Origin of the sequence: Undibacterium sp. 5I2, from assembly GCF_035019605.1 — a bacterium.
Classification (GTDB): domain Bacteria; phylum Pseudomonadota; class Gammaproteobacteria; order Burkholderiales; family Burkholderiaceae_D; genus Undibacterium.
In genome coordinates this window covers 25,587-48,638 of sequence record NZ_JASJVS010000032.1, presented here as the reverse complement: position 1 = coordinate 48,638, position 23,052 = coordinate 25,587, and the positions used below count along the sequence as shown (strand labels likewise).

The 23,052-nt window shown below is 51.6% G+C and carries 16 protein-coding genes and 1 CRISPR repeat array; of the genes, 7 read left to right on the top strand and 9 right to left on the bottom strand.

Annotated elements, in window-relative coordinates; genetic code table 11:
* Positions 1–49: 49 nt before the first annotated feature.
* A CRISPR array of direct repeats spans positions 50–317; the repeat unit is 28 nt; unit sequence GTTCACTGCCGCACAGGCAGCTTAGAAA.
* Between the two features lie 199 nt (positions 318–516).
* From cas6f to cas1f, 6 genes are read right to left on the bottom strand one after another with little or no spacing between them, the layout of a single operon-like run.
* Positions 517–1,095 (bottom strand): type I-F CRISPR-associated endoribonuclease Cas6/Csy4, encoded by a 579-nt coding sequence (gene cas6f, locus QN359_RS12435; RefSeq protein WP_322248538.1) that lies wholly within the window; start codon positions 1,093–1,095, stop codon positions 517–519.
* 2 nt (positions 1,096–1,097) lie between these two features.
* Positions 1,098–2,138 (bottom strand): type I-F CRISPR-associated protein Csy3, encoded by a 1,041-nt coding sequence (csy3, locus tag QN359_RS12430; RefSeq protein WP_322248540.1) that lies wholly within the window; start codon positions 2,136–2,138, stop codon positions 1,098–1,100.
* 16 nt (positions 2,139–2,154) lie between these two features.
* Entirely contained in the window at positions 2,155–3,072 is a 918-nt protein-coding gene (gene csy2 / locus QN359_RS12425) for a type I-F CRISPR-associated protein Csy2 (RefSeq protein ID WP_322248541.1), read from the bottom strand.
* Positions 3,069–4,325, bottom strand: coding sequence for a type I-F CRISPR-associated protein Csy1 (gene csy1 / locus QN359_RS12420; RefSeq protein ID WP_322248543.1), 1,257 nt, complete (start codon positions 4,323–4,325; stop codon positions 3,069–3,071). The genes csy2 and csy1 overlap by 4 nt, the downstream gene beginning before the upstream one ends.
* An 11-nt stretch (positions 4,326–4,336) precedes the next feature.
* Positions 4,337–7,639, bottom strand: a complete 3,303-nt coding sequence (gene cas3f, locus QN359_RS12415; RefSeq protein ID WP_322248544.1) for a type I-F CRISPR-associated helicase Cas3f — start codon at positions 7,637–7,639, stop codon at positions 4,337–4,339.
* Complete coding sequence (cas1f, locus tag QN359_RS12410; protein WP_322248545.1) at positions 7,636–8,694, bottom strand: type I-F CRISPR-associated endonuclease Cas1f; 1,059 nt, start codon at positions 8,692–8,694, stop codon at positions 7,636–7,638. The genes cas3f and cas1f overlap by 4 nt, the downstream gene beginning before the upstream one ends.
* A 157-nt stretch (positions 8,695–8,851) precedes the next feature.
* Between cas1f and QN359_RS12405 the strand changes: the two genes are divergently transcribed.
* The 5 genes from QN359_RS12405 (at position 8,852) to QN359_RS12385 (ending at position 16,346) form a co-directional block, all read left to right on the top strand.
* A complete protein-coding gene (locus QN359_RS12405) occupies positions 8,852–9,730 on the top strand; it encodes a helix-turn-helix transcriptional regulator (protein ID WP_322248546.1) in 879 nt (292 codons plus the stop codon).
* Positions 9,731–10,114: 384 nt separating this feature from the next.
* Positions 10,115–11,422: a dicarboxylate/amino acid:cation symporter gene (locus tag QN359_RS12400; protein WP_322248547.1), complete on the top strand. Its 1,308-nt coding sequence runs from the start codon at positions 10,115–10,117 to the stop codon at positions 11,420–11,422.
* Positions 11,423–11,572: 150 nt separating this feature from the next.
* Complete coding sequence (locus QN359_RS12395; RefSeq protein WP_323493295.1) at positions 11,573–13,444, top strand: sensor histidine kinase; 1,872 nt, start codon at positions 11,573–11,575, stop codon at positions 13,442–13,444.
* Positions 13,437–14,768: a sigma-54 dependent transcriptional regulator gene (locus QN359_RS12390; RefSeq protein ID WP_322248550.1), complete on the top strand. Its 1,332-nt coding sequence runs from the start codon at positions 13,437–13,439 to the stop codon at positions 14,766–14,768. Before QN359_RS12395 ends, QN359_RS12390 begins: the two co-directional genes overlap by 8 nt.
* A 435-nt stretch (positions 14,769–15,203) precedes the next feature.
* On the top strand, positions 15,204–16,346 hold the full coding sequence (locus tag QN359_RS12385) for a branched-chain amino acid ABC transporter substrate-binding protein (protein ID WP_322248553.1): 1,143 nt from the start codon (positions 15,204–15,206) through the stop codon (positions 16,344–16,346).
* A gap of 48 nt (positions 16,347–16,394) precedes the next feature.
* On the opposite strand, the gene QN359_RS12380 is transcribed toward QN359_RS12385, so the two are convergent.
* Together QN359_RS12380 and QN359_RS12375 are read right to left on the bottom strand one after the other, a co-directional pair.
* Entirely contained in the window at positions 16,395–17,456 is a 1,062-nt protein-coding gene (locus QN359_RS12380) for a YqcI/YcgG family protein (protein ID WP_322248555.1), read from the bottom strand.
* A 153-nt stretch (positions 17,457–17,609) separates the two neighbouring features.
* Positions 17,610–18,518 carry an alpha/beta fold hydrolase gene (locus QN359_RS12375; RefSeq protein WP_322248556.1) on the bottom strand — a complete coding sequence of 303 codons (909 nt, stop codon included), beginning with the start codon at positions 18,516–18,518 and terminating at the stop codon, positions 17,610–17,612.
* 190 nt (positions 18,519–18,708) lie between these two features.
* Between QN359_RS12375 and QN359_RS12370 the strand changes: the two genes are divergently transcribed.
* Together QN359_RS12370 and QN359_RS12365 are read left to right on the top strand one after the other, a co-directional pair.
* A complete protein-coding gene (locus QN359_RS12370) occupies positions 18,709–19,644 on the top strand; it encodes a histone deacetylase family protein (protein ID WP_322248558.1) in 936 nt (311 codons plus the stop codon).
* A gap of 52 nt (positions 19,645–19,696) precedes the next feature.
* Positions 19,697–22,339 carry a bifunctional acetate--CoA ligase family protein/GNAT family N-acetyltransferase gene (locus QN359_RS12365; protein WP_322248559.1) on the top strand — a complete coding sequence of 881 codons (2,643 nt, stop codon included), beginning with the start codon at positions 19,697–19,699 and terminating at the stop codon, positions 22,337–22,339.
* Positions 22,340–22,360: 21 nt separating this feature from the next.
* Here the strand turns inward: QN359_RS12365 and QN359_RS12360 are convergent, their stop codons facing one another.
* Positions 22,361–22,948: a hypothetical protein gene (locus QN359_RS12360; RefSeq protein ID WP_322248560.1), complete on the bottom strand. Its 588-nt coding sequence runs from the start codon at positions 22,946–22,948 to the stop codon at positions 22,361–22,363.
* Between the last annotated feature and the right edge of the window lie 104 nt (positions 22,949–23,052).

Here is a 23,052-nt window from a genome sequence, read left to right as displayed (position 1 = left end):
CACAGGCAGCTTAGAAATTATTCTTGGTTCCTTGGCTCATGCGTCACCCGTTCACTGCCGCACAGGCAGCTTAGAAATGCCCTTGTCTTCGCGCTCAATTTCTGTGATAGTTCACTGCCGCACAGGCAGCTTAGAAAACACAAGCAAGTCTGACTATTGCCGCGCTTTTGTTCACTGCCGCACAGGCAGCTTAGAAACGTCTCTACCCATTTTTCATATCCCATTACGTGTTCACTGCCGCACAGGCAGCTTAGAAATATTTATTTGGGTATTCAGACAGCCCAGCCGCGTTCACTGCCGCACAGGTAGCTTAGAAAGATTTTTGTACTGGTAAGGTACAGGTAGTAATCGGTGGCGAGGTGTATCAGTATTCAATCGGCACTGACAAGCTTAACTTCCATGACGAGTTTTTGCGCTAACTTACTGCTGGAATTGGCAGCTAATAAAAGTGATGACGAACGGCTATCATCAATGTTTCAAACAGTCCACCAATTTTTCCAGCAGTACGCAATACACTTAAAACATAGGCACTGTCGCAATGGAACTTAGACCATAAAGTCCAAAATCACCAGCCACAGCCTGCCCTACCTCTTCTTTGGCAACAAACAAACGGAAATTTCTCCCGCTACTTAGGCTTTGAAGATTAATAAACGGCGCACGCAGTTTCTCTTCTTTGAAACCAGCCAGCTTGTTAAGCGCCTCCGTTTCACTAATCCCTTCACGACGAGCCTTCCGTCTGGCCAGTCGCTCCACGTTAGACTTTGCTTGCAAGCGCTTAAAACGCGCAAACGTCGTGATATTTCCAGGCACTTCACGCACCTTGGTCACGTGCAGATAATCAGTGAGTCGAGCGAGCCATTTTTGAATATCCAACTTATCCAAATATTTTTCATCATCAGCCAGCAGTCTTAATTTTTTACCTAACTGATGCATCTCTACATCGTACTCAGGAAACGACACTGCCAGCGGCGCTGTACCAGTTGCACCTTGCACGTCCACCAAGGCAAGATGTATTTGTTGATACAATCTTTGCCAGAGAAAGTGTAAGCCAACCTCAACATCTGGCAATAAAGTGATATCAATGTAGAACTTCATGACTATTCCTTATCACTTTCACCGAAAACCCCACCACGCACCAACACCGCCATCACATAGTGTTCCTCGGCTTCGTTTGCCAACGCATCACCACGCGCGTATTTATCGAACAAAGTGTAAAAATCTGCCTTATCGCTAGGTTTTCTATAAGCGACCCCTAAATTAGTCACCGCACCGTAGGCTTCAATCGCGATCGGACCAGTTTCAAACTCTTCATATTTTGGATACCAGGTGTCGATAGTACGTAGCGCATTGCCAATTTTTTGTGAGTGCATCGCAGCGTTGCCATTAACAGCATAAAGAATTTTACTTTTTTTAGATTTACTATTCCCTTTATCCAACACCAATTCTTCACTCGGGTACACTTCCTGCGATTTACCCACCTGTGCATAGGCAGTAATTTCCAGTGTTAAGAATTCAGCTTGTCCGGTTAAGGCGTGAGAAATATGCTTTGCTAATTCTCGAATGTTCAGGTCGTTTGCCTCGAAACTACGCAGTGGTATTTTTGCTGCATTAAATATCCAAGTTAAATTGCTCCCCCCGCTGAGCACCTTAACACTGACTTCAAGATTTTCGGCACCGACACGATTACGCCATAAGAACCGGGCGTTCGCGATATTGCTCGCATAGCGCGTTGCCAATTCAGTAAAATTGTATTTTTCAGCATAGGCTCTGGCGACCTTCGTGTAACTTTGCTTAAACTCTGCATTATTACAGGCGGACGGATGCTCTACACCGCTCAATATTTTCAGCGTAAAGCTCAACTTCAGCGTATCTTGGTCTTGACCTAGCGCGCAGACGTCAACTGTTTGCAAATTAGGACTTTCTACTTTCGCGTCGAGTTTCGCCGGATCATCCTGCAATGCCTTACTTAATCTGTTAGATATCGTACCGCGTACTGATTTTTCTATCAGTGCCAATGGCGTTGCGTGACCACTACGTTTATCCCAAGTCGTGCCATGCATGTAGCCGTCCGACGGCACTAATTTTTTTTCAAATGCTAATACAGATACTTTGCCGATTTTTCTTGATGCTGTTGCCATATTAATGCTCCTTGGGTTAAACGGAAATAGTGCTGGTAGTAGCTGATTTTTGCTGACACAGATACAGATTATTAGATTCGTCGTAATGCTCGTACCACATCAAATCATCCAACGAATTAAGTCGATACGGCATAACGAATTCACCGAGAGTGACAACAGCTTCGGCAAATTGATGGGAGAATTCGGGATCGCGTTGATTCAGCGTTTCCCCAGGTGCTGAAAGGGGGCCGATGCCATGAAATCCAGTAGCGATTGGCACTAACCAGCCCGACGTTTTTCGTTTGCTCGTCCACGTGATATTTCCTTCGCTATCCGTTTCACTACGGTGTTTAACGGATAAATAATCGAGCAATGCATCTAAGGCATCTTGCCCTTGTTGCATAGCCTCGACCATTAATTCTCGACGTTCGACCAAGGCATAACCAGGCATCATTTTTCTTGTTAATTTTCTGAATTCTTGCAAACTCGTTTGATCAACTTTAATGAATTCAGCCTGAGAAAACGACATCACGTCGCCACCGGCAATTTTCATTTTTCCGCATAAAATATTCATCAATAAAGGCATCATGGCATCTTCATCATCTTTATCTATCCCTTCCACCTCAATGAGCAAAGACACGTCTAAATGACAGCGTGCTTCTTCAATGAATGCGGAGCGATTACCATCTTTGTCGAGTGGATTTGCTGTACCAATAATGGAATAAATATAGTCACCGCGTCCTTTATAGATTTGCAGATCAATGCTGTGACAAACTACACCAACGCGTTTGAAAACCAGATCAGAAAATCCTGCCGAAACCAATTTTCTCTGCAAGGCATGGACCGCACCTAACCACGCAGTCATGGCAGGAAAACCGATGGTGTACGGGCTGGACAAAGCATTGGCATTTTGAATGCGTCCATGCGGCAACAATAAAATGCGTTTAATACTCATAACAATGCCTCCTTTTGCTCACAAATCAATTGAAGCACATGGCTCAGTTCATCATCGTTCAATGCCAAGGCTTGCTTACCTAGTACTTTTTTGTAGGCTAGAATCATCCACCGTGCTATGTCTTTTAGAAAGTTGTCGACGTACTGCTCATTCTCGGTACGCTCGATAATCCAGTACTGGTCGAGCATAATTTTTTGCAATTTCGGCAGAGAATCAAAGCGTTCTTTTAATGACCAGCCCGCTTCAGTACCGCGTATTTGCCATATCTTTTCTACGATGTCGTTAAATAAATCTAAAAAAAGCTCGTCACGGCGTGTACGTACTTGGATATTGTTGCGACTGTCTATCAACCATTTATGCAGCAATTCAAGATTTACTTTGAATTGATTCGGCCATAAACAGTTAGTGAAAAAGTCGTTTGTTGGCAAACGCACAGACTCGGCTTGCAGAACCGGAGGGAGGCTTGGCAGTAAATAGGCTTTACCTGCATATTGATTATTCAGGACGCTGATATTTTGTGGTTTTGTTCCACCATAGCCAATCATTCCCAAATTATGAATATCGTTAAATCCAGTAACGCTCAGTTCATTTTTTTTTCTTAGATCTTTTGCCAGCTTGGTCGTATCGCCAAAACGTATTTCGTCAATGCGCTTGCGTAGTTCATACATCAGACCGGAAGGAGTCAAAATTGACAGTTGATGATAATTCGAAACAACAGGGAAATAGACCTGCTTTATCTTTGAGCTAGTAACGGAAACGGTTTCACGTTCTTTCATCGCCAAAAAACCAGTTCGCAATGCTTCATAGTTCGCAGTCGGCACTGCCAACAATGATTTTGCTTGATCAGTGTTTTGCTCAATATGAGAAATGAGCTGCCGCCCATCTGATAATGTAAGTGTCAGAAATTTATATACATCCAATGCAGCGGCATTACCTAACGCATCTAGCTCGGCATGCACGTTACCACTCCTCACCAATCCATCCGGCCTAGCTATGGCGTCAGCGATGATTGTGGACGTTTTGCCGTTTTTATTTTTTCGCCCACTAGGGTGACTAAACGTGCATGGATGAGAAGATAAAGAAATTTGCCCTGCCCTTCTTGCCGCATCTGGCAACCAATTATGTAAATGAAATTCACTTTCCGTCTTTGCATGTACATCTAAAATTTCAAGTTCACTCATACCTGCACTACTATTTTTCTTAAGGCTTTTGGCTTTTCTGTCACTAAAAAAATCCACGATTGCGATGTCCAAAATACGTTCTCCTATTTAATTTCTGTCAAACCGAATTGCGCCGAATAAGTAAATTTCTGACTCCCATCTTCGTTTACTGGCACAGAAATTTCACCAAATCGCGAAGCAGCACTTTCTACGCTGATACCAAATATATCTGCCGTATGTTGTAAAATATTTCGATAATCACGCATTAACCACACTCTGTCTTCAGCCACCGTATGTGCGTTATGACTAATACGCTGCATTTCCTCAACCTTTGCCAGTTTTCCCTTTTGATCTTTTTCCATGAAGATGAATTTGCATGCCGGATCACTTCCGTCTTCTGGCATTAAATATAAAATTTTGCTTGGGCGGCTGGCTCGAAAGCGATTGAATCGCTGCGGCAATGCAGTTAGCCACCATGATTGGCTAAGCCAGCCTTCAAGCGATTCTGGGCCTTTTGCCTTAAATTGTGTCAGCGCGTTGGCGATGGCCTGATGCTCTAAGTCGGCCAAACGATGATGGGCATCCAAATCAGTTGGCCGTGAAATGCGCGGGACAGCGTTAATACGTTCCGCTATTGATTGCTCATCGATCAGATCATTGAGCCTGTGACTATACAAAATCAAAGAATCACTCTCGTAGCCAGGACGACAAAACACTGCCTTAGCTTGTTTGACTTTTGTGCCGCTCTGTTTAAAACCTTTGAGGTTGTACTGCAGCAGGGCGATATTGGGCTCAGTCGGCTCTATTTTACGATGGCGTAATACTCGTCCCGCTAACTGTATGATGGAGCGAAATGAAGATGGCTCCACCACCGCCCAGTCAAAATCATGGTCGCGGCCAACTTCTTCAACCGGCGTAGCAACCAAAATATATATGACGTTTTTCGTCGTCGCTTTAAAAAGCTGTTGTTTGATAAGGGAATGTTCAAAAACTTTTAACGGTATATGCCGCTTCAACACTTCATCCAGATGCTTTTCTTGTATGCTACGCATCAATAATACTTGCTGACTATGGTAGGCCATGACTCTGACCTCAATATCAACGGGCCAATGCGCATTCATCAAAAATTCAGTCAGCGCGACGCAAGGTGGAATATTTGCGACACGTACAACACCAAACGATACTTTTTTTAGTGTATTCGGATCAAGTTGATGATGTTGTCTGTGCTTGTGAATAATTTCATCCTGCACAGTCTGAAAAAACACGTCTTGCGAACTCTGCATTTCTGCTTCCGTGCAGAGCATAATTGGCGTAATGTGTGCTTTACGTTTGACAATTTGTTGTGACAGATTTTTTACTCGCTTCAGAATGAATTCCTGATGAAAAGCATAGAAGCTGGCGGCACCTTGCTCAGGTGCGGCTGTGGCGACAGTGTCCACTCGCGCACCAAATTCATCAACCCAAGCGCAGCCTAATTTCGCAGGCGTTTCGCGGCTACTAGAGAATAAGCGCCACCCCTGTTGATATGCATGAAAATACCCCTGAGCCAAATCCGGCGGAATAGTAGCGGATGAAATCATCACCTTACGCCCTAGCATACCAGCGAGGTGTACTAAGCGAGCAATCGCGATGAGGTCACAGCCATCGAAATCATCAATTTCATCGATGACTAAATCAGACGACATCAAACGCAAACACGGCAAAATATATTTCCCTCCGCGCGTAGTTTCGGTTGCCGCCATCATGTGATCAATAGTGCAAGCGAGTACAGGCGCATACAAAAATTGACGATCTTTCTTTGTGGTTAATACTGTCGCCAGGCCTTCTTCTGGAACGTCGCAGTCATAACTTATCTCGCCATCTAACAAATTCTCGGCAGATTCCGAGCCGAATTCTTCGGCGGTGATTTTTTCTTCCAATCTCCCGTGATTTGCTTTGTGCAAATCCATTACTGCTCTCGAACCGATTAATACCGCTAAATCTGTCTCATCGAGACCTATCCGTTCGCGATATTCGTCCCCAGTTTGCAAGGTTAAGGTGCGCAGTCCTAGTGCCAATACGTAACGTAGTTCGTCTGCATCAGGTGATAGCGCACGCATAATTTTTGCATTTGCAAAGGTTTTTCCACAGCCTGTACTTGCCATATTCACGGTAAAAAACCCGAAATGGTCATCCTGTTTATTGCTTAACTCAGCCGCACGCCAGTGCGCTATCTGCGTTACTATTTTGTCTTGCCAGTTGAATTCCTTTGGGCTTTTTTGTTTTAGATTTTTTGTTGCCCGCGCAAACGGCAAATCGCGTTCGAAAGCCGGTAAGTAGTGCGCGGTATGCAAAGCTTGTTTCGCTACTCCGCACAAATGTTCGTCCAATTTTTGTTTCAGCTGCTTGCTTTTACTGTCGGTATTCGCATAAATTGTTAAGTTACTGTTGCATAAGTGAGCTGCAGGCTGAGATGAATACCAATGATCCCCTAACATCAAAGACAAACGTGCGTGATGCAGAACAACTCGCCACACACCATTCACTAAGGATTGATCTAACAATTCTTTTTCACCAATCGCCTTAGTCGCCCATTTTTTAACTTGCTTTAACCAAAGATCGGAGTCGGTTAACAGTCCCTGAGGGAATATCAAGCAATCGGCAACTTGAATTTCGCTGTGTTGGTTTTCATATCCCCAGACACGTTTTATTCGCTTGATGGCTTGATTGATAGATTCACATGCTTCGCCGCGCCATGCATCGCTTTCTTCTCGCGGTAACGTTGGCAGCCGATGATGCGAAACAATCAACCAAGCCACTAGACTGGCCAGTGGAGGCAACTTTGATAACGGTGCTTGCATGCTATTTTTAGCAAGTGTTTGTTTCAGAGCTGTCTCGTCAATTTTCCCTTCACTTAAACGATGCAACCACTGTTCATCCGTTTCCGCCCCATCAATAAAAGCGTTTAGCAATAAGCAAGAAATCCACTCATGGCGCAACGGGTCGGCCAAGGATTTACTCGCTGCGAGCTTATTTTGAAAACAAAGCGATGCTTTACCCCAATCGTGTAACAACGCAGCCAGTGCAGCGCACACTTTAATGAGGGGTAAATATTTCCAATTACTTTCTATTGTTTTCAATTCTTTTTTTGTACTATTCACCGGCACAACCCCCATATCATTAAACTGCCCCTTATTCCCCACGGCCCAAATAAACTCGCTACGTGCACGGCTACGTATCCAATGGCAAGCTACCGCCGTGTTTTTACTGGCCGTCTGGCGCAGCATTTTCTTCACTACCGCCAAGCCATCTTCCGTAATCACGGTTTGCCACGTGTTGTCGCCAATACGATCTGCGAATGCATCCAATACCCGACGGGTTTTTTTCAGGGCATTCTTTTGGCATTGAGAAACGAAGGTGACCATCATATGGAACTGCCCTCGGGGTTTTCCTCATCCATTGCAGCGTTAATGTCATCATGATCATCATTCGCATCGCTGCGCACCGCGTCAACCGGGCCATGGCTGTCTTGTTCCGGCTCGCCCCTTAGTGCGATCTCTTTAATTTGATTAAACATGAAATCGAGCGCCTTATGATTGGTAAAGGCTTGCAGGCATTGCTGGCGGAACTCTTGTTCGCTGGCGTTTTCTTTGGCGCAGACAAATGCCCACGGCAAGATAATGGCATCTTTAATTAAATCGGCGACATCAAACACCAAGGCACCACGGCGCATTTTTCCATGCATGAGCGCAAAGCCATGTGGTATTCCCAGCACCCACAAAGTACAGGCGGCTAAGCCGTAAGCGAGGTAATTGCCATGGTTTAAAAAGGCATTGGCCTTATCCGTTTCTTCATGTTGCCGGGTAAAGCCGCTCTGTTTGGTATGATTTGCGGCGTATTTGTAGAGCATTTTTGTGAGCTGCGCTTCATTCAGCAATAGCTCAGACGAGCTTTTTGCTTGCTCTATTCGTTGGCTGCATTGGCTCAAAGCTTTTTGAATCTCGACATCGTTGACGTCAAAACCTTCTGCTTTGAGGTCTTTGTCTTTTTGCCAGACCTGACTTAAATAACGAATCCGCGCTTGCTGTAACTGTTTTGCTGCGATCAGACGCTGTTGGTCGTCGAACCAAAACGCACACCAAGCTTGCAAATACTGGGTAGGCCGATATTCCCCTTGCGGTGTCATCCACTCAATTTCATTGCCCATATAGAGTGGCGTACCGCCGCCACCACAAAAACCAACCAGTACGCCTGCCCGTGCCAGCATTCTGACGGCGGCATGGGTGATCGATGTGCCACTGCCCAGCATGAGTACCGTGGTATTGGCTATCGGAATATTCCAATAGTGATTTTCGTTCTTCGCTTCTTGCAGATAAAGGACGCGGCCGTCTTTTTGCATGACTCGGCAATGTTCCAAGTAATACAGATTGGCGCGCTTTGAATGCAGAATTGCTTTTAAATCTGAGGGCGAGAGATCTTCCACTGCGGTATTTCCTTCAGGGCTGCCAAGTTCGAATTCGAATAGATCTGAAAATTAACTATTTGAAATTTATTTAAGGCAATAGTATGCTTATATTGATAACATATCTATACTGACTGGATATACATGTCGATTATTCAAGCATATCTCGGAAGAAACTATGAATTGGCCGCTAAGATGGGATTTACTGACGCGTTATCGCCTGATAGAAATTATTGCCAAATGGGAAGGCCGTCTGACGACTAAGCACCTATGCAATAGCTTTGGCATAGGGCGACAGCAAGCCAGCAAAGATATCAATGCCTACCTGAACGACATTGCGCCTGGGAATTTGCAATATGATAAATATCTGAAGGGATACGTCCCTACGCCACAGTTTGTACCCAAACTCACCACCGGCACCGCCGATGAATACTTGCATGTACTGAGCCGAACTAAGGACATTGCCCATACTTTCGAAGGATTGGATCTGGGATTTGCGCATACAGAAATGCTTCACGTTCCCATGCGCAGCATCGATCCGATCATTTTGCGCGCATTAGTGCAGGCGTCAAGAGAGCATAGACGTGTTGACTTACGCTACATATCCCTAGGCACGGCAATTGAAGAAGATCGCATCATCGTGCCACATACTCTCGTTTGCACCCCGTTACGTTGGCATGTTCGGGCCTATTGCGAGAAGCATGGTGACTATCGAGACTTTGTGTTGAGCAGGTTTCGTGGCGTTCCCGAAATTTTTGGTGATAGCAAACAGACGGCCGCCGAAGATCAACTTTGGAATACCGCCGTAAGCTTGCGGATTAAACCAGACAGTCGATTGGACTTGGCCCAGCAAGAACTGATCGCCCGCGACTTTGATATGCAAGACGGCTACCTTGAAGTCAAAACTCGCGCGCCATTAGTCGAATATATGCTGCGTGCATTCAATATTGACCCTAGAAAGCAGGAAATGCTTCCTGAGGCGCAACAGATAGTCGTAGAAAATTTTCGCGATATCGAAAAGTATTTATTTAAATTTAGAAACTTGCAATTACCATAATTAAGCGCTGCGGCTTTTTTTTTGCTTGCCTGTGCGCGCGAAGTCGCGTCGTTACACTTACCACCTCCACCCGTTCGGTTTCCCGAACACCCACCCTGGCAAATCTCCGGAAATCCGACCTACAGCGCGCACAAACACGCGCATTTCCGCCTGCGTAAGCAGGCGCAGGCATATTTTGCACACTGGCATGATCTGTGCATTAGTAAGCGATAACCACGTACTCGCGTGGCTAAAAAATATACCTATAAATCACGGAGACAAGCCCATGAGTGCAGCTGAAAAAGCCAGCGAAGTGAGCTACCCGAACGTGCCGACCAGGATGTCAGTGTTCCTGAACCAAGTCGCCTCGGTCTCACTTCACATCAATACAATAAGGAAACCATTATGAAATTGAACCGCCTAACGACCATGATCATGATCGCCATGCTGCTTGGTATTGTTGTCGGCTATGCTTGCAATAACTTTGCCGCCAGCCCGGCACAAGCCAAAGAGATCGCTTCTTACTTCAGTATCCTGACCGATATTTTTCTACGCTTGATCAAAATGATCATTGCTCCGTTGGTATTCGCCACCCTGGTTTCCGGCTTGGCCGGCATGGGGGACTCGAAAACGGTCGGTCGCATCGGTGCCAAAGCTCTGGCGTGGTTCCTCGGCGCTTCGCTGTGTTCGCTGGCCTTGGGTCTGGTATTTGCTAATCTGCTGCATCCGGGAACCAATCTGGGTATGCCTTTGCCCGAGGTCGGCAGTTCACTGGGTTTGAAAACCAGTGCGCTCAATCTGAAGGATTTCATTACCCATGTGTTCCCGAAAAACATTTTCGAAGCGATGGCTGCCAACGAAATTCTACAGATTCTGGTGTTTGCCGTGTTCTTCGGCTTAGCGCTTGGTCACATCCATAATCAAGCCGCACGCAGCTTGGTAAAAACTTTGGAAGAAGTCGGCCATGTCATGCTCAAGGTCACAGACTACGTGATGCGCTTCGCTCCTATCGGTGTTTTCGGTGCCGTCGCCGGCATTATTACCACTCAAGGTGCCGGCATGCTGCTGGTGTTCGGCAAGCTGCTGCTGAGTTTTTACCTCACCTTGGCTGCGCTGTGGCTGGTATTGATTTTTGCTGCTTACTGCGTGCTCGGCAAGAGCGTGTTCCGTTTGATCAAGCTGGTGCGCAGCCCTATGCTGTTGGGCTTTTCCACCGCCAGCAGCGAATCGGCTTATCCGAAGTTGATGGAACAGTTGGAAAAATTCGGTATCCGCGAACGCGTTACCGGTTTCGTTTTGCCTTTGGGTTACTCATTCAACCTCGACGGTTCGATGATCTATACCACCTTCGCGGCCTTATTCGTAGCGCAAGCATATGGCATCGAGCTGAGCCTGTCGACGCAAATCAGTATGCTGCTGGTGCTGATGATTTCCAGTAAAGGTATCGCCGGTGTGCCGCGCGCTTCGTTGGTTGTGGTCGCAGCGGTTCTCCCTATGTTCAACCTGCCGGAAGCCGGTTTGTTGCTGGTGCTGGGGATCGATCACTTCCTCGATATGGGCCGTACCGCCACCAATGTGCTCGGTAACGCGATTGCCACCGCCGTGGTAGCGAAGTGGGAAAATGCCATCGATACAGTGGACGAATCGCTGGCCGCCAGCGCTTCAGCCATGCCGGTTCACACGGAGGCGCTTGGTACTGCCAAAGCAGTCTGAGTCAGCACTGTCTGCCGACCTGACAGCAAACGTGTCAGGTCGGTTTTTTTTGCACGTCACAGATTGAACGAGTGGCCGCTCGGGCACGCAGCGTGGCGTCTCGGTAAGCGCGAATTCCTCTATAATAGGCGACCAAACCGTCCTGCCACCATGTCCAGCCCGCGCCACCTACACCACCTGCCTATTTTGCTTCTGCTGCTTACCCTGATGGGGCTATGCGGCTTTACTGCGTATCGCGTGGTGCAGCAACTGGGCTTGGCCGAGCTGCAGACTACCGGCCTGCACCGGCTCGATTTGTACAGCACCAGCTTGGAACGCGAGATTGGTAAATACGCTTTTCTTCCCGATACGCTGGACCTCGAACGCGATGTGCTGGCCTTACTCGAAAACAAAGACCACGCCACGCTGGCAGCGCAGGTCAATGTCTATCTCGAACAACTCAACGAGCGCGCCGGGACGCTGTCGATCTACCTCATCGATACCAGCGGGCGGGTCGTGGCATCGAGTAATTGGCGGCGTACCGACAGCTTTGTCGGCGAAGATCTGACGTTTCGGCCGTATTTCAGGGAGGCGCTGGAGAGTGGGCACGGCCGCTTTTTCGGCATCGGCACTACGCGCGGTGAGCCCGGTTACTATTTGGCCTCGACGCTGTCAGACGGCAGCAAAACGCTGGGCGTGGCGGTGCTCAAAGTGAGTTTGGAGCAATTGGAAAAATCATGGGCCACTGTAGAAACACCGGCCATGGTCAGCGATGAAAACGGGGTCGTCATTCTCGGCTCGGTCGCCAATTGGAAATTCACTACCGTGCGGGCGCTGGAAGAAAAAACTCGCAGCGCCTTCGACCAAACCCAGCAATATAATCGGCGCGCCTTGAAACCGCTGGGCTTGAAAGAATTGCGTGAACTCGATCACGGTGCGCGCTTAGTCAGCATTGCCAAAGATGATCCCGCCATCGCCTCTGCCTATCCGGTGGCCGGCCGCTTTCTGGCGCAATCGCGCCCATTGCCCGGCACACCGTGGACCCTGACTGTGTTCTCACATTTGAAGCAAGTCGATGATATCGCGCAAAGCCGGGCCGCGCTTGCCGTGGTCGGCACCGTGTTGTTGTTCATGGTCGGTATGATGCTCAACGAACGGCGACGGCATTTGAAAGATCGTCTGGCCGCGCGCGAAGCATTGCAACAAGCGCACGACGAATTAGAGCGTAAGGTAGCGACGCGTACCGCCGACCTCTCCACGGCCAACCAACAGTTGCAAGATGAAGTCAGCGATCGTATCCGCGCCGAACGTACCTTGCGCGCGGCGCAGGATGAGCTGGTCCAAGCGGGTAAGCTGGCGGCGATCGGTCAACTCTCGACCGGAATTGCGCATGAGCTCAACCAGCCGTTGGCAGCGCTGCGTACCTTATCCGGCAATAGCGTGCGTTTTCTCGATCGCGGTGACCTTGCAACTACTCGCTCCAATCTCGAACGGATTGCACAACTGACCGATCGCATGGGACGCATTACCGGCCAGCTGCGCACCTTTGCGCACAAATCGAGCGCGCAATTGCAGGCGGTTGCGCTCGATCGCGCGCTCGATAACTCGCTCGCACTGCTGGAACAGCGTCTGCTGCAAGCCCATGTGACGGTGCGGCGCGATTGCCCGTTGCCGGCACCGGTGGCGCTGTGCGATGCCGATAGACTCGAACAAGTGTTGATCAACCTGATCGGCAATGCGCTCGATGCCATGGCAGGCCACGCCGCGCCGTGCATCGAGCTCAGCTGTGAAGCGCTGGGCCAACTGGCCCGCCTGACGGTACGCGACCACGGCCCGGGGCTGACCGAAACGGTCATGAGCCAATTGTTTGTCGCATTTTTTACTACCAAACAGGCCGGTGTCGGCTTGGGCTTGGGTCTGAGTATTTCTGCTGACATCATGCGCGATTTCGGTGGTACCTTGAATGCCAGTAACCACCCCGAAGGTGGTGCCGTATTTACCTTGGAAATCCCGCTTTCAGAAAAGGGCGCGCCACATGAGTGAAATTCTGACGGTACTGATCGTCGAAGACGACCCCGACGTCGCGCTCGGTTGCGCGCAAGCCTTGCAACTCGAAGGTATCGCCGTTGACTGCGTCACCAGCGCCGAACAGGCACGCCGCCGGCTTGGCCGTGATTTTTGCGGCATCGTGGTCAGTGATATTCGGCTGCCGAAATTGGATGGCATGAGCTTTCTGCGTGAAATATTACAGATCGACCCGGAATTGCCGGTAGTGCTGATCACTGGTCATGGTGATATTTCTATGGCGGTACAGGCGATGAAAGATGGCGCGCACGATTTTATTCAAAAACCGTTCGCGCCTGAATACTTGGTTGAAGTGGTGCGCCGAGCGCTGGAAAAACGCCGGCTCGTGCTGGAAGTGCGCACGCTGCGACGCCAGTTGGCGCAACGCGATCAGCTCGAAAGCCAAATGCTGGGCCGCGCACCGAGCATGCAAAAAATTCGCACGATGGTCAGCTGCCTGGCCGACAGTGCCGCAGACGTATTGATTCATGGTGAAACCGGTACTGGCAAGGAATTGGTTGCGCGCTGCTTGCATGAAGCCAGTTCGCGTAGCCAAGGCAATTTTGTGGCGATCAATTGCGGCGGTTTGCCGGAAACTTTGTTTGACAGTGAAATTTTTGGGCATGAAGCCGGTGCCTATACCGGTGCCGCAAAAAAACGCATAGGCAAAATTGAACATGCCAGCGGCGGTACGCTGTTCCTCGACGAAATCGAGAGCATGCCGCTGGCGATGCAAATCAAGCTGCTGCGTGTATTACAAGAACGCAAGCTCGAGCGCCTCGGCTCCAACACCTTGATTCCTATCGACTGCCGCGTCATCGCCGCAACCAAAACCGATTTGGTCGAGCTATCGGCCAGGGGTGGCTTTCGCAGCGATCTGTATTATCGGCTCAGCGTCGCTACCGTCGATCTGCCACCACTACGCGAGCGGCGTGAAGATATCCCTCTGCTGTTCGAACATTTTTTACTGCTCGGCACGGCTCGCCATCAACGCGCACTGCCGGCCACCACGCCCGAGCGGATTCGCCAATTGCTCGGCTACGCGTGGCCCGGGAATATCCGCGAGCTGCGCAATGTTGCCGACCGCTGCGTGCTGGGCATAGAAAGTGGTTCACCACCGTTTGGGCAGCCGCCGATCAACGGCCCGACAGCGCTGGCCGAAACGGTGGAAGCCTTTGAACGCGCCTTGATCGTCGATGCCCTGCATCGCCACGGTAGCTTGGCGCGCACGGCCGAAGCGCTCGGTGTTGCCAAGACGACGCTGCATGACAAGATCAAAAAATATGGGCTCGACGGCGCTTAGTCGCGTTATTCGGCCACACCTCCGCATCGTCGCTCCCGCATGTCGTTGAGCCTGTCGCAAAGCTGCGTGTAGTCGGCATCCTTACCCCAACCGCCCGCAACGTCGTTCCTGCGAGCTTTTGGCAGGAATCCAGCGACGTTCGCAGTTAACTGAAAATGGCAGAAATTGTGGCATTTTCAGTATAAAAAATGACGCCAGGTTCCTGCCAAAACATTTTAAGAAAATTCCGACAAAACTTTCAGAATTTTCTGACTTGAGCCTCGCTGCAGGCGCGTCTACTATTCTATGTTACTGATACAAGCATGCCCAGTCACTGCTTGGAATCACTCCAGCGACGTTCAACGCGACGCTCAACGAGTAGACGCGTCCCTACGCCCTCTTTAAGAGGTGGTGACGCGTTTCACCTTACATTCCAAAAACTATTGCGAGTAAATTATGGCATTCAAATTAAGCATGGTCTCGCTGGCGATTGCCAGCACAGTTATCAGTTTTGCAGCGGCAGCACAGGAAGTACAGGTCAAGATTGGCCATGCTGGGCCAATTTCTGGCGGCATCGCACATATTGGAAAAGATAATGAAAACGGCGTCAGAATGGCGGTTGAACAGCTCAATGCCAAGGGCGTCATGATCGGCGGTAAGAAAGCCCGTTTCAGCCTCTTGGCAGAAGACGATGCCGGCGACCCCAAGCAAGCCACTTCGGTAGCGCAGAAACTGGTCGATGCCAAAGTCAGCGGCGTGATCGGCCACGTAACTTCCGGCGCCAGCATTCCAGCCTCACGCATTTACAATCACGCCGGCATTCCGGAGATCAGCGCCGGCACTTCGCACCCGAAATACACCTTGCAAGGCTTTCCGGTAACGTTTCGCGTCACAGCCAACGATGGCCAACTCGGCGCGGCAGTCGGGCGCTATGCGGTAGAGGTTAGCAAGGCCAAAAAGATTGCCGTCATCGATGATAAAACCGCCTACGGCCAGGGTTTGGCAAACGAATTCATCAAGAGTGCCAAAGCAGCTGGCGGCGACGTGGTGGTGCGTGAACATACCACCGACAAGGCCACCGATTTTGCCGCGGTACTCACCTCGGTCAAAGCTAAAAAACCCGATATGATTTTCTTTGCCGGTTTGGAAAGCACGGCCGGGCCTATGCTGCGTCAAATGAAAGCCTTGGGCATGAATACCAAGTTCATGGGTGGCGACGCTATTTGTACACCTAACTTGCCCAAGTTTGCCGGCGATAGCATGGCCGACGAACAAGTCGTCTGCGCCTCGGCCGGCGGCGTGCCTGCTGAGCAAAAGCCAGCCTATGATCAATGGCGTGCCGATTACAAGAAAAGATTTGGTATAGAGACGCAACTTTACGCTGGACAAGCTTACGATGCCACCATGACCATGGTTCAAGCCATGCAAGATGCCGGCTCATCCGAACCGGCCAAGTACTTGCCATTCTTAAAGAAAATCCATTATCGCGGCATCAGCGGCGATATCAGTTTCGATAACAATGGCGATCTCAACCATGCCCCTATCACCTTGTACACTTACCGAGGTGGGAAGATCGAAGCGCTGAGCGTGACTAAATAAACGCCACGCCGCGCGATGACGATGTGCCATTGCGGCGCATCATCAGCATTAATTTATCAGGTGATGCCTGAGCATGCGTGTGGCGATGACATATAAGCACCCTGCCGGTCCGGCCACGGAACGGTGGATCGTCTGTGCCGGCAGCAAGATGCGATCGCCGGGCTGACACACAAATACCTGCTCGATGGTGGCAAATTGCATGCTGCCTTCGATGACATGTAAGGTTTCATCGGTAGCATGGCTGTGCCAGGCGTGTTCGCGGTTCGGCGTATCGAATTGCACTTCGACCGAACCGGTCGGCGGTAAGAGTTCGCGTATCACTGTTTCGATGGCGTAGTGGCCGGTTTGCTGGAACAAGACGGCGCGCGGCGCGGCGGCGGCATGTTTGAATGGGCAACGTAGCGGCGCGCTGTTGTCGTCGCGCAGAAAGTACTGGTGCCACTCGCGGTTCTCTGCTGCGCCAAAGCTGCCGAGGAAAGCTGTGATGGCGACCTCATCAAACTCATGCAGACGCTTCCTGATTTCACTTCTCACTTTTTGCGCATTCGCTGCCGTCGGACCGATTACATCCTCGAACACCCAGCGCGGTTGAAAGCTCAGCATGAAATAAGGATGGTAGCGACTGTGTCTGCGACGATGCGAAGGCGTGTTGCAAACAACGAACATTGCTTGCCCTGCAAAAGAAAATTCCCAGCTGCTGTCGCTGGGATTGGTGGCGATGTCAGTTGGCCACGGCCGACTGTCGAGGCGGTGCACGCCATTGAGCAAATTCCAAAAACACTGTTCGTAGTGCGGCACGCCCTGATCGCGGGTTTCATTGAAAAATACTACCAAGGACGTGTTTTTACCGAATAGTCGGGCATTCGGCAGGTAACTCTGCAGTGAGGCGGCCAGCTCCTGCAGCGCCGCTTCGTTGCCACCCTGCTCTACCAGCGGCGCGTGGTCGATGAAAGCGTAGCGCAACTGATCGTTATGCCAGCCGGCAATGCCAAGCGTGCACGGGAACGGTCGAGCATTGTCGTTCAGAATATGGGCGAACTCCGTGTAAGCTTGCATTTCCCAGCGTCCCGCGAAGCTGGTGTCAATTTCGGCTTTGGCATAATATCTCATCTCCGTCTCCATCTCCGATCAGGAAAGTCCTTGTGCATGCGTCATGACGCCGCCATCTGCCCGCGGCCATGTCAAATCATACGGAACAAGGAGAGGTTTCGATACAATCTTTTAGGCAACTAATTATCTGAATAATAATTATTGATGGCTGTTTCAAGCTGCATTGAACGCAGCGAGAAAGCGCGTGCAGCGCGCTGCCACGACGGCAGCCTGCTCAAGCATGGGTAAATGGCCGCACTCAGGCACAATCAGCAGCGCGCTGCCGCTGATACGCGCATGCAGCAAGGCCGCGCCATCGACATGGCTGATTTTGTCATCGGCACCCCAGATGATCAGGGTTGGCAGATGTAATTGCGCCAGTACGGCGCTTTGGTCAAGATCACGTCGCAGATCGGCGGCGATTTTCAGATCGATGGCATGGCGTGCTATTTTTTGCCGCGCCAATAAGTGCAGCAAGGGCCGCGGCAGGTAGGGCACACGGTACATGCTCAGTTCCAGCAAGAGTTTGAAATCATCGAGGCTGCCGATATCCATCAGTGGGTCTTTGCCACTCGTGCCGAGCACTGTCGTCAGAACAGAAGCCGGACCAGGCAGGCCGCCGACGTTGATAAGGATCAGCGAGACGCATAGTTGTGGCCGCCAATGCGCCAAACGCAGGGCAATCGCGGATCCCAGTCCGTTGCCGATCAAATGCACTTGAGATAAGGATAATTGCTCGATGAATTCGAGCACGCGCTCAGTTTGGCTATGCACATCGTATTCGAGTTCCAGATCGGCGCCACTGTCACCATGGCCGGGCAAATCGAGTATCAGCAAGCGCTGCCCGCGCCCGAACCGCGCCGCGCAAGCCAGCCAACTGTTTTTATCGGCACCGGCATCATGCAACAGCACGATGGCCGTGCCGGCGGCAGCATTATCGAGGTAGGCCACGCTACCGTAAGGCATCGGCATCGTCTGTTGCCGCAAACCGGCGCGCCGGCAGCGCGCCGCGATGGCGTGTCGAAACACTCGCGCCACCAGGTTTTCCCAGCTGTTTTTCAACATCGCAAACATCGTGAACATAGAGGGCTTCCGTAGCGCAATGACAAACAATCGGCCAGCATGCCACTGGCGTATTCAAAAAGCAACGACTGCGCAACAAAAGCCGCAACTGGCACGCCCACAACTTGATACAGCACAAAATCTGCCATCGCCCCTGCTCAAACGCGCTGCACTGGCCTACTATGGGAAACCTTCGTCATTACGGAAAGCCATGTTCGCCGCCTATATTACTCACAGCGATTGCCAAAAGCATGACATGGGCGATCAGCACCCGGAAAGTCCGCAACGACTCGGTGCCATCAACGATCAATTACTCATCAGCGGTTTGCTCGACCATATGCAGTGCTACGATGCGCCGCTGGTCAGCGCAGAGCAATTACTGCGCGCACATGACGCTGCCTATCTGGAGCAATTCGCCATGTCAGGTGCGAATGTGCCCGAAGATGCGTATACGCGCATCGACCCCGATACCCGTATCAACCCCTACTCGTATCGCGCCGCGCAGCGTGCTGCCGGTGCGGCGGTGCTGGCGACCGACCTGGTGCTCAGTGGTCAGGCGCGCGTGGCATTTTGCAATGTGCGTCCGCCCGGCCACCATGCCGAGCGCGCTGCCGCCGGTGGATTTTGTTTTTTTAACAATGTTGCCATCGCCATCCGCCATGCCCAAGCCGTGTACGGCATAGCCAGAATAGCCTTGGTCGATTTCGACGTCCATCATGGCAATGGCAGTGAAGATATTCTGCATGGCGATATGGGCGTGTTGATGTGCTCAAGCTTTGAAAAGGATATTTACCCGTTCAGCGGCGCTATTCCTCGTGGGCCGAATATGCTTAATATCGGCTTGCCGGCGCGTTCCGGTGGTGCGGTGTTTCGCGCGGCCGTCAGCAGCCATTGGCTGCCGGCATTGGAGGAATTTGCGCCGCAAATCGTGTTTATTTCGGCCGGCTTCGATGGCCACAAAGAAGATGACATGGGTAATCTAGGTTTGGTGGAAGCCGATTTCGCCTGGATCACGCGGCAATTGGTCGAACTGGCGGCACGCCACGCCGGCGGTCGCATCGTCTCTTGTCTGGAAGGCGGTTACGAACTCTCGCCCTTGGCGCGCAGCGTGGCCGCCCATGTACGGGTGTTAATCGGCGCGGACTGAACGAAGTTCGCTGCGGGCAGTTTGGTGAATGATTTTTTATACGGGAAACAAGATGGATAAGCATTATCTTTCGGCGCTGTTCGCGCCGCGTTCGCTGGTGGTCTTTGCCGGCACTGGCGAGGCCGAACAAACACCGTTGGCGCGGGTACTGAGCGCCCATCTGGCGGCCGACAAATTTGCCGGTCAAGTCAGTTTTCTTGACATTGGCATGAGCGGCACCCACAGCGATTTAGTGGCGGCACGCGCCGATCTGGTACTCATCGCCCTGCCCGATGAACAATTATGCACGGCACTCGATTTTGCCGGACGTTTGCAATGTAAAGCCGTACTGATCATTTCACACGGCGTAGCGGCGACAATGCGCACGACGCTGCATCAAATCGCCAGTCAGCATGGAATTTTTCTGCTCGGTCCCAACAGCATGGGTTTTCAGATTCCGAAAAACCAACTCAATGCCAGCACCCTCGGTCGCCTCGCCAAACCCGGCGGCATCGCCGTGCTGTCGCAATCGGGCGCATTGGCGAGTTCGATACTCGACTGGGCCGCCAAGGGCGGCATTGGTTTTTCTGCCGTCATTTCACTCGGCCCCGACAGCGCGGTCGATTTGGCCGATGCCCTCGATTATCTGGCACAAGACCGGCATACTCAGAGCATCGTGGTCTATCTCGAAGGCATACGCAATGCGCGTCGCTTCATGAGTGCCTTGCGTGCCGCCGCCAATGCGAAACCGGTCATCATCCTCAAAGCCAACCACAGCGGTGTCGATGCCGACAGTTTCGATGCCATTTTCGATACCGCTTTACAACGTGCCGGTGCGGTGCGGGTACGCTCGTTAGTACAATTATTCGCCGCCACCAAGTGTCTGTCGGCACGCCATCTGCCGATTGGACGGCGCTTGGCCATCATTTCCAATGGCGGCGGGCCGGCCGTGCTGGCACTCGATGCCGCGCACGCACTGGGTCTGCAACCGGTCGCCTTGGCGGCAGCAGCAGCACAAGCCTTGGCCGCGCAGCTTTCGCCGCTGGCCCAATTGAGTAACATCCTCGACCTCGGCCATGCCGCCGATGCCGGGCAATTTCGCGCCGCCCTCGAAGCCTGTGCCCACAGTAATGAAATCGATGGCATTTTAGTGATCCTTTCCCCCACCCCCGGAACTGATGACAGCTTGATCGCCCATGCCTTGGCCGAGCACTATGCCACACTTGGCAAGCCGCTGCTGACGTGCTGGATGGGCGATGAACAAGTCGCCCAAGCACGCACGATTCTGCATCGCGCGGCAATTCCGAGTTTTCGCACGCCGGAAGCAGCGGTCGACGCCTTCCATCATATTTCGCGCTTCCATCAAAATCAGCAATTGCTGCGCCAAGTCCCCGCACCCTTATCGCAATTGGCGAAACCCGATCTCGAAGGCGCACGCATACTGATAGAAAGCGTGCTGGCCGAACGACGGCGCGTGCTGACCGAGATGGAGTCGAAAGCCTTGCTGTCGGCATTCCATATTCCCGTCACCAAAACGATCTTGGCGCGCTCGGCCAATGAAGCCATGTTAGTCGCCAATCAGCTCGCTTATCCGGTAGCCTTGAAGATCGATGCGCCCGATATAAGCCACAAATCGGAAGTACAAGGGGTAGCCTTGAATATTCTCAATGGTGCCGGCGTACGCGATACCTGGCAAACCATGATGGCGACCGTCAGCCGATTGCGTCCCGAAGCCCGCATCAATGGCGTGACGGTACAAAATATGTCGGGCAAGCCGCTCGGTCGCGAACTCTATATCGGCATGCTCAGCGATCCCTTGTTCGGTCCGGTGATCGCTTTCGGTGCCGGCGGGGTGATGAGTGATTTGATCGCCGACCGCGCACTCGAACTGCCACCGTTAAACCAATTCTTGGCACAAGGTTTGATCGCACGCGCACGCGCCGCCGCCATGCTCGGTCCTTGGCACGGTGCGGCGGCGGTGCAGCGCGAAGCGCTCGAGCAAATTTTATTGCGGGTGTCGGAAATGGTGTGCGCGCTGCCGCAGTTACGCGAGCTCGATATCAATCCGGTCATCGTCGATCACGATGGGGCCTTGGTGGTCGATGCCCGCATCGTGGTTGACCATGCGCCGGCCGAACCGGGCAATTATCAGCATCTGGCGATTTCGCCGTATCCATCCGACCGCGAAACCGAATGGCCGCTGCGCGACGGCAGCCGTTATATTGTGCGTCCGTTGCATCCGCACGACGCCGATATGCTGCAAGCGCTGGTGCGCGGTTTGTCGGAGGAGAGCCGGTATTTTCGCTTCGTCTCATCGATGCGCGAATTATCCGAGCGCATGCTGGCGCAATTCACGCTGATCGATTACGACCGTGAAATGGCGCTGGTGGCGATTTACCCACAGCGCAGCGTCGATGAACATGGACGCATCAGCGAAAGCGAGTGCATCATTGGGGTATCGCGCTATGTTACCAACCCGGACAAGAGCAGTTGTGAATTTTCCCTGCTGATTGCCGACCAATTCAGCGGCCAAGGGCTGGGCTCACGCATGATGATGTCCATCATTGATGTCGCGCGCAGCCGTGGTTTGAGTCAGATCGAAGGTTTGGTATTGAGTAATAACAGCGGCATGCTCAAGCTCATGCGCAGCCTCGGCTTTCGCGTCGGCGTGTATGAAGAAGATCGTGACTTCAAGCTCTGCGTGAAAACTTTGTAGTCAGCGGTAACGGCGCTTGACTCAGGCGCTGGTATCGAGAAAACTGCCCACTGCGACACTGCCCTGCACATTGGCTGCCACCAGTTTGAGAAATGATTGCAAACTGGTTTGGCTGGGGTTGCCGCCACTATCGGTGATCAGGCTGTTGAACGATTTTTGCAGGCTGCCGCTGGCTTCGCTGCTGCCATTGTCGAGCTGGGTAACGAGTTTTTGTAAGCTGCTTTGTAATTTGGCCGTCGGGCTCGAAGAGTCGAGTTGGACTGCGGCGACTGCCGCACTGTTGCTGGTAGAGTTAGTGGTCGACGCGGACAGGCCGGGCAGCGAAGAATACAAATTACTGAGAAAATCGGACGAAGACTGCTCAGTGGTCGAGGACAACAAGCTCGACAAGTCGGCACCGGAATTCACTTGTGCCAAGGCCTGCTGTAATGCGGCGGCAAGGCTGCTGCTGTTTCCCGAGCTGGCCGCCGAAGTGGCATTGCTATTGGTTGTGCCGGTCAACACGGCACTCAGTGCGCTGGCCGAAGTCGCCGCCGTGGCACCACTGCTGCTGCCGGTAAGCTTGCCGATAGCTTGGTAATTAGTTGCGCCCAACGAAGCGATGCTCATGATTTCTCCCGAATTGCATGCAGAATTACATTCTCGGCCAGCTTGGCCGGCATGTCAATCGACGTTCGTGCGGGTTCATGCGAAAATAATGGCTGCGATGCGGG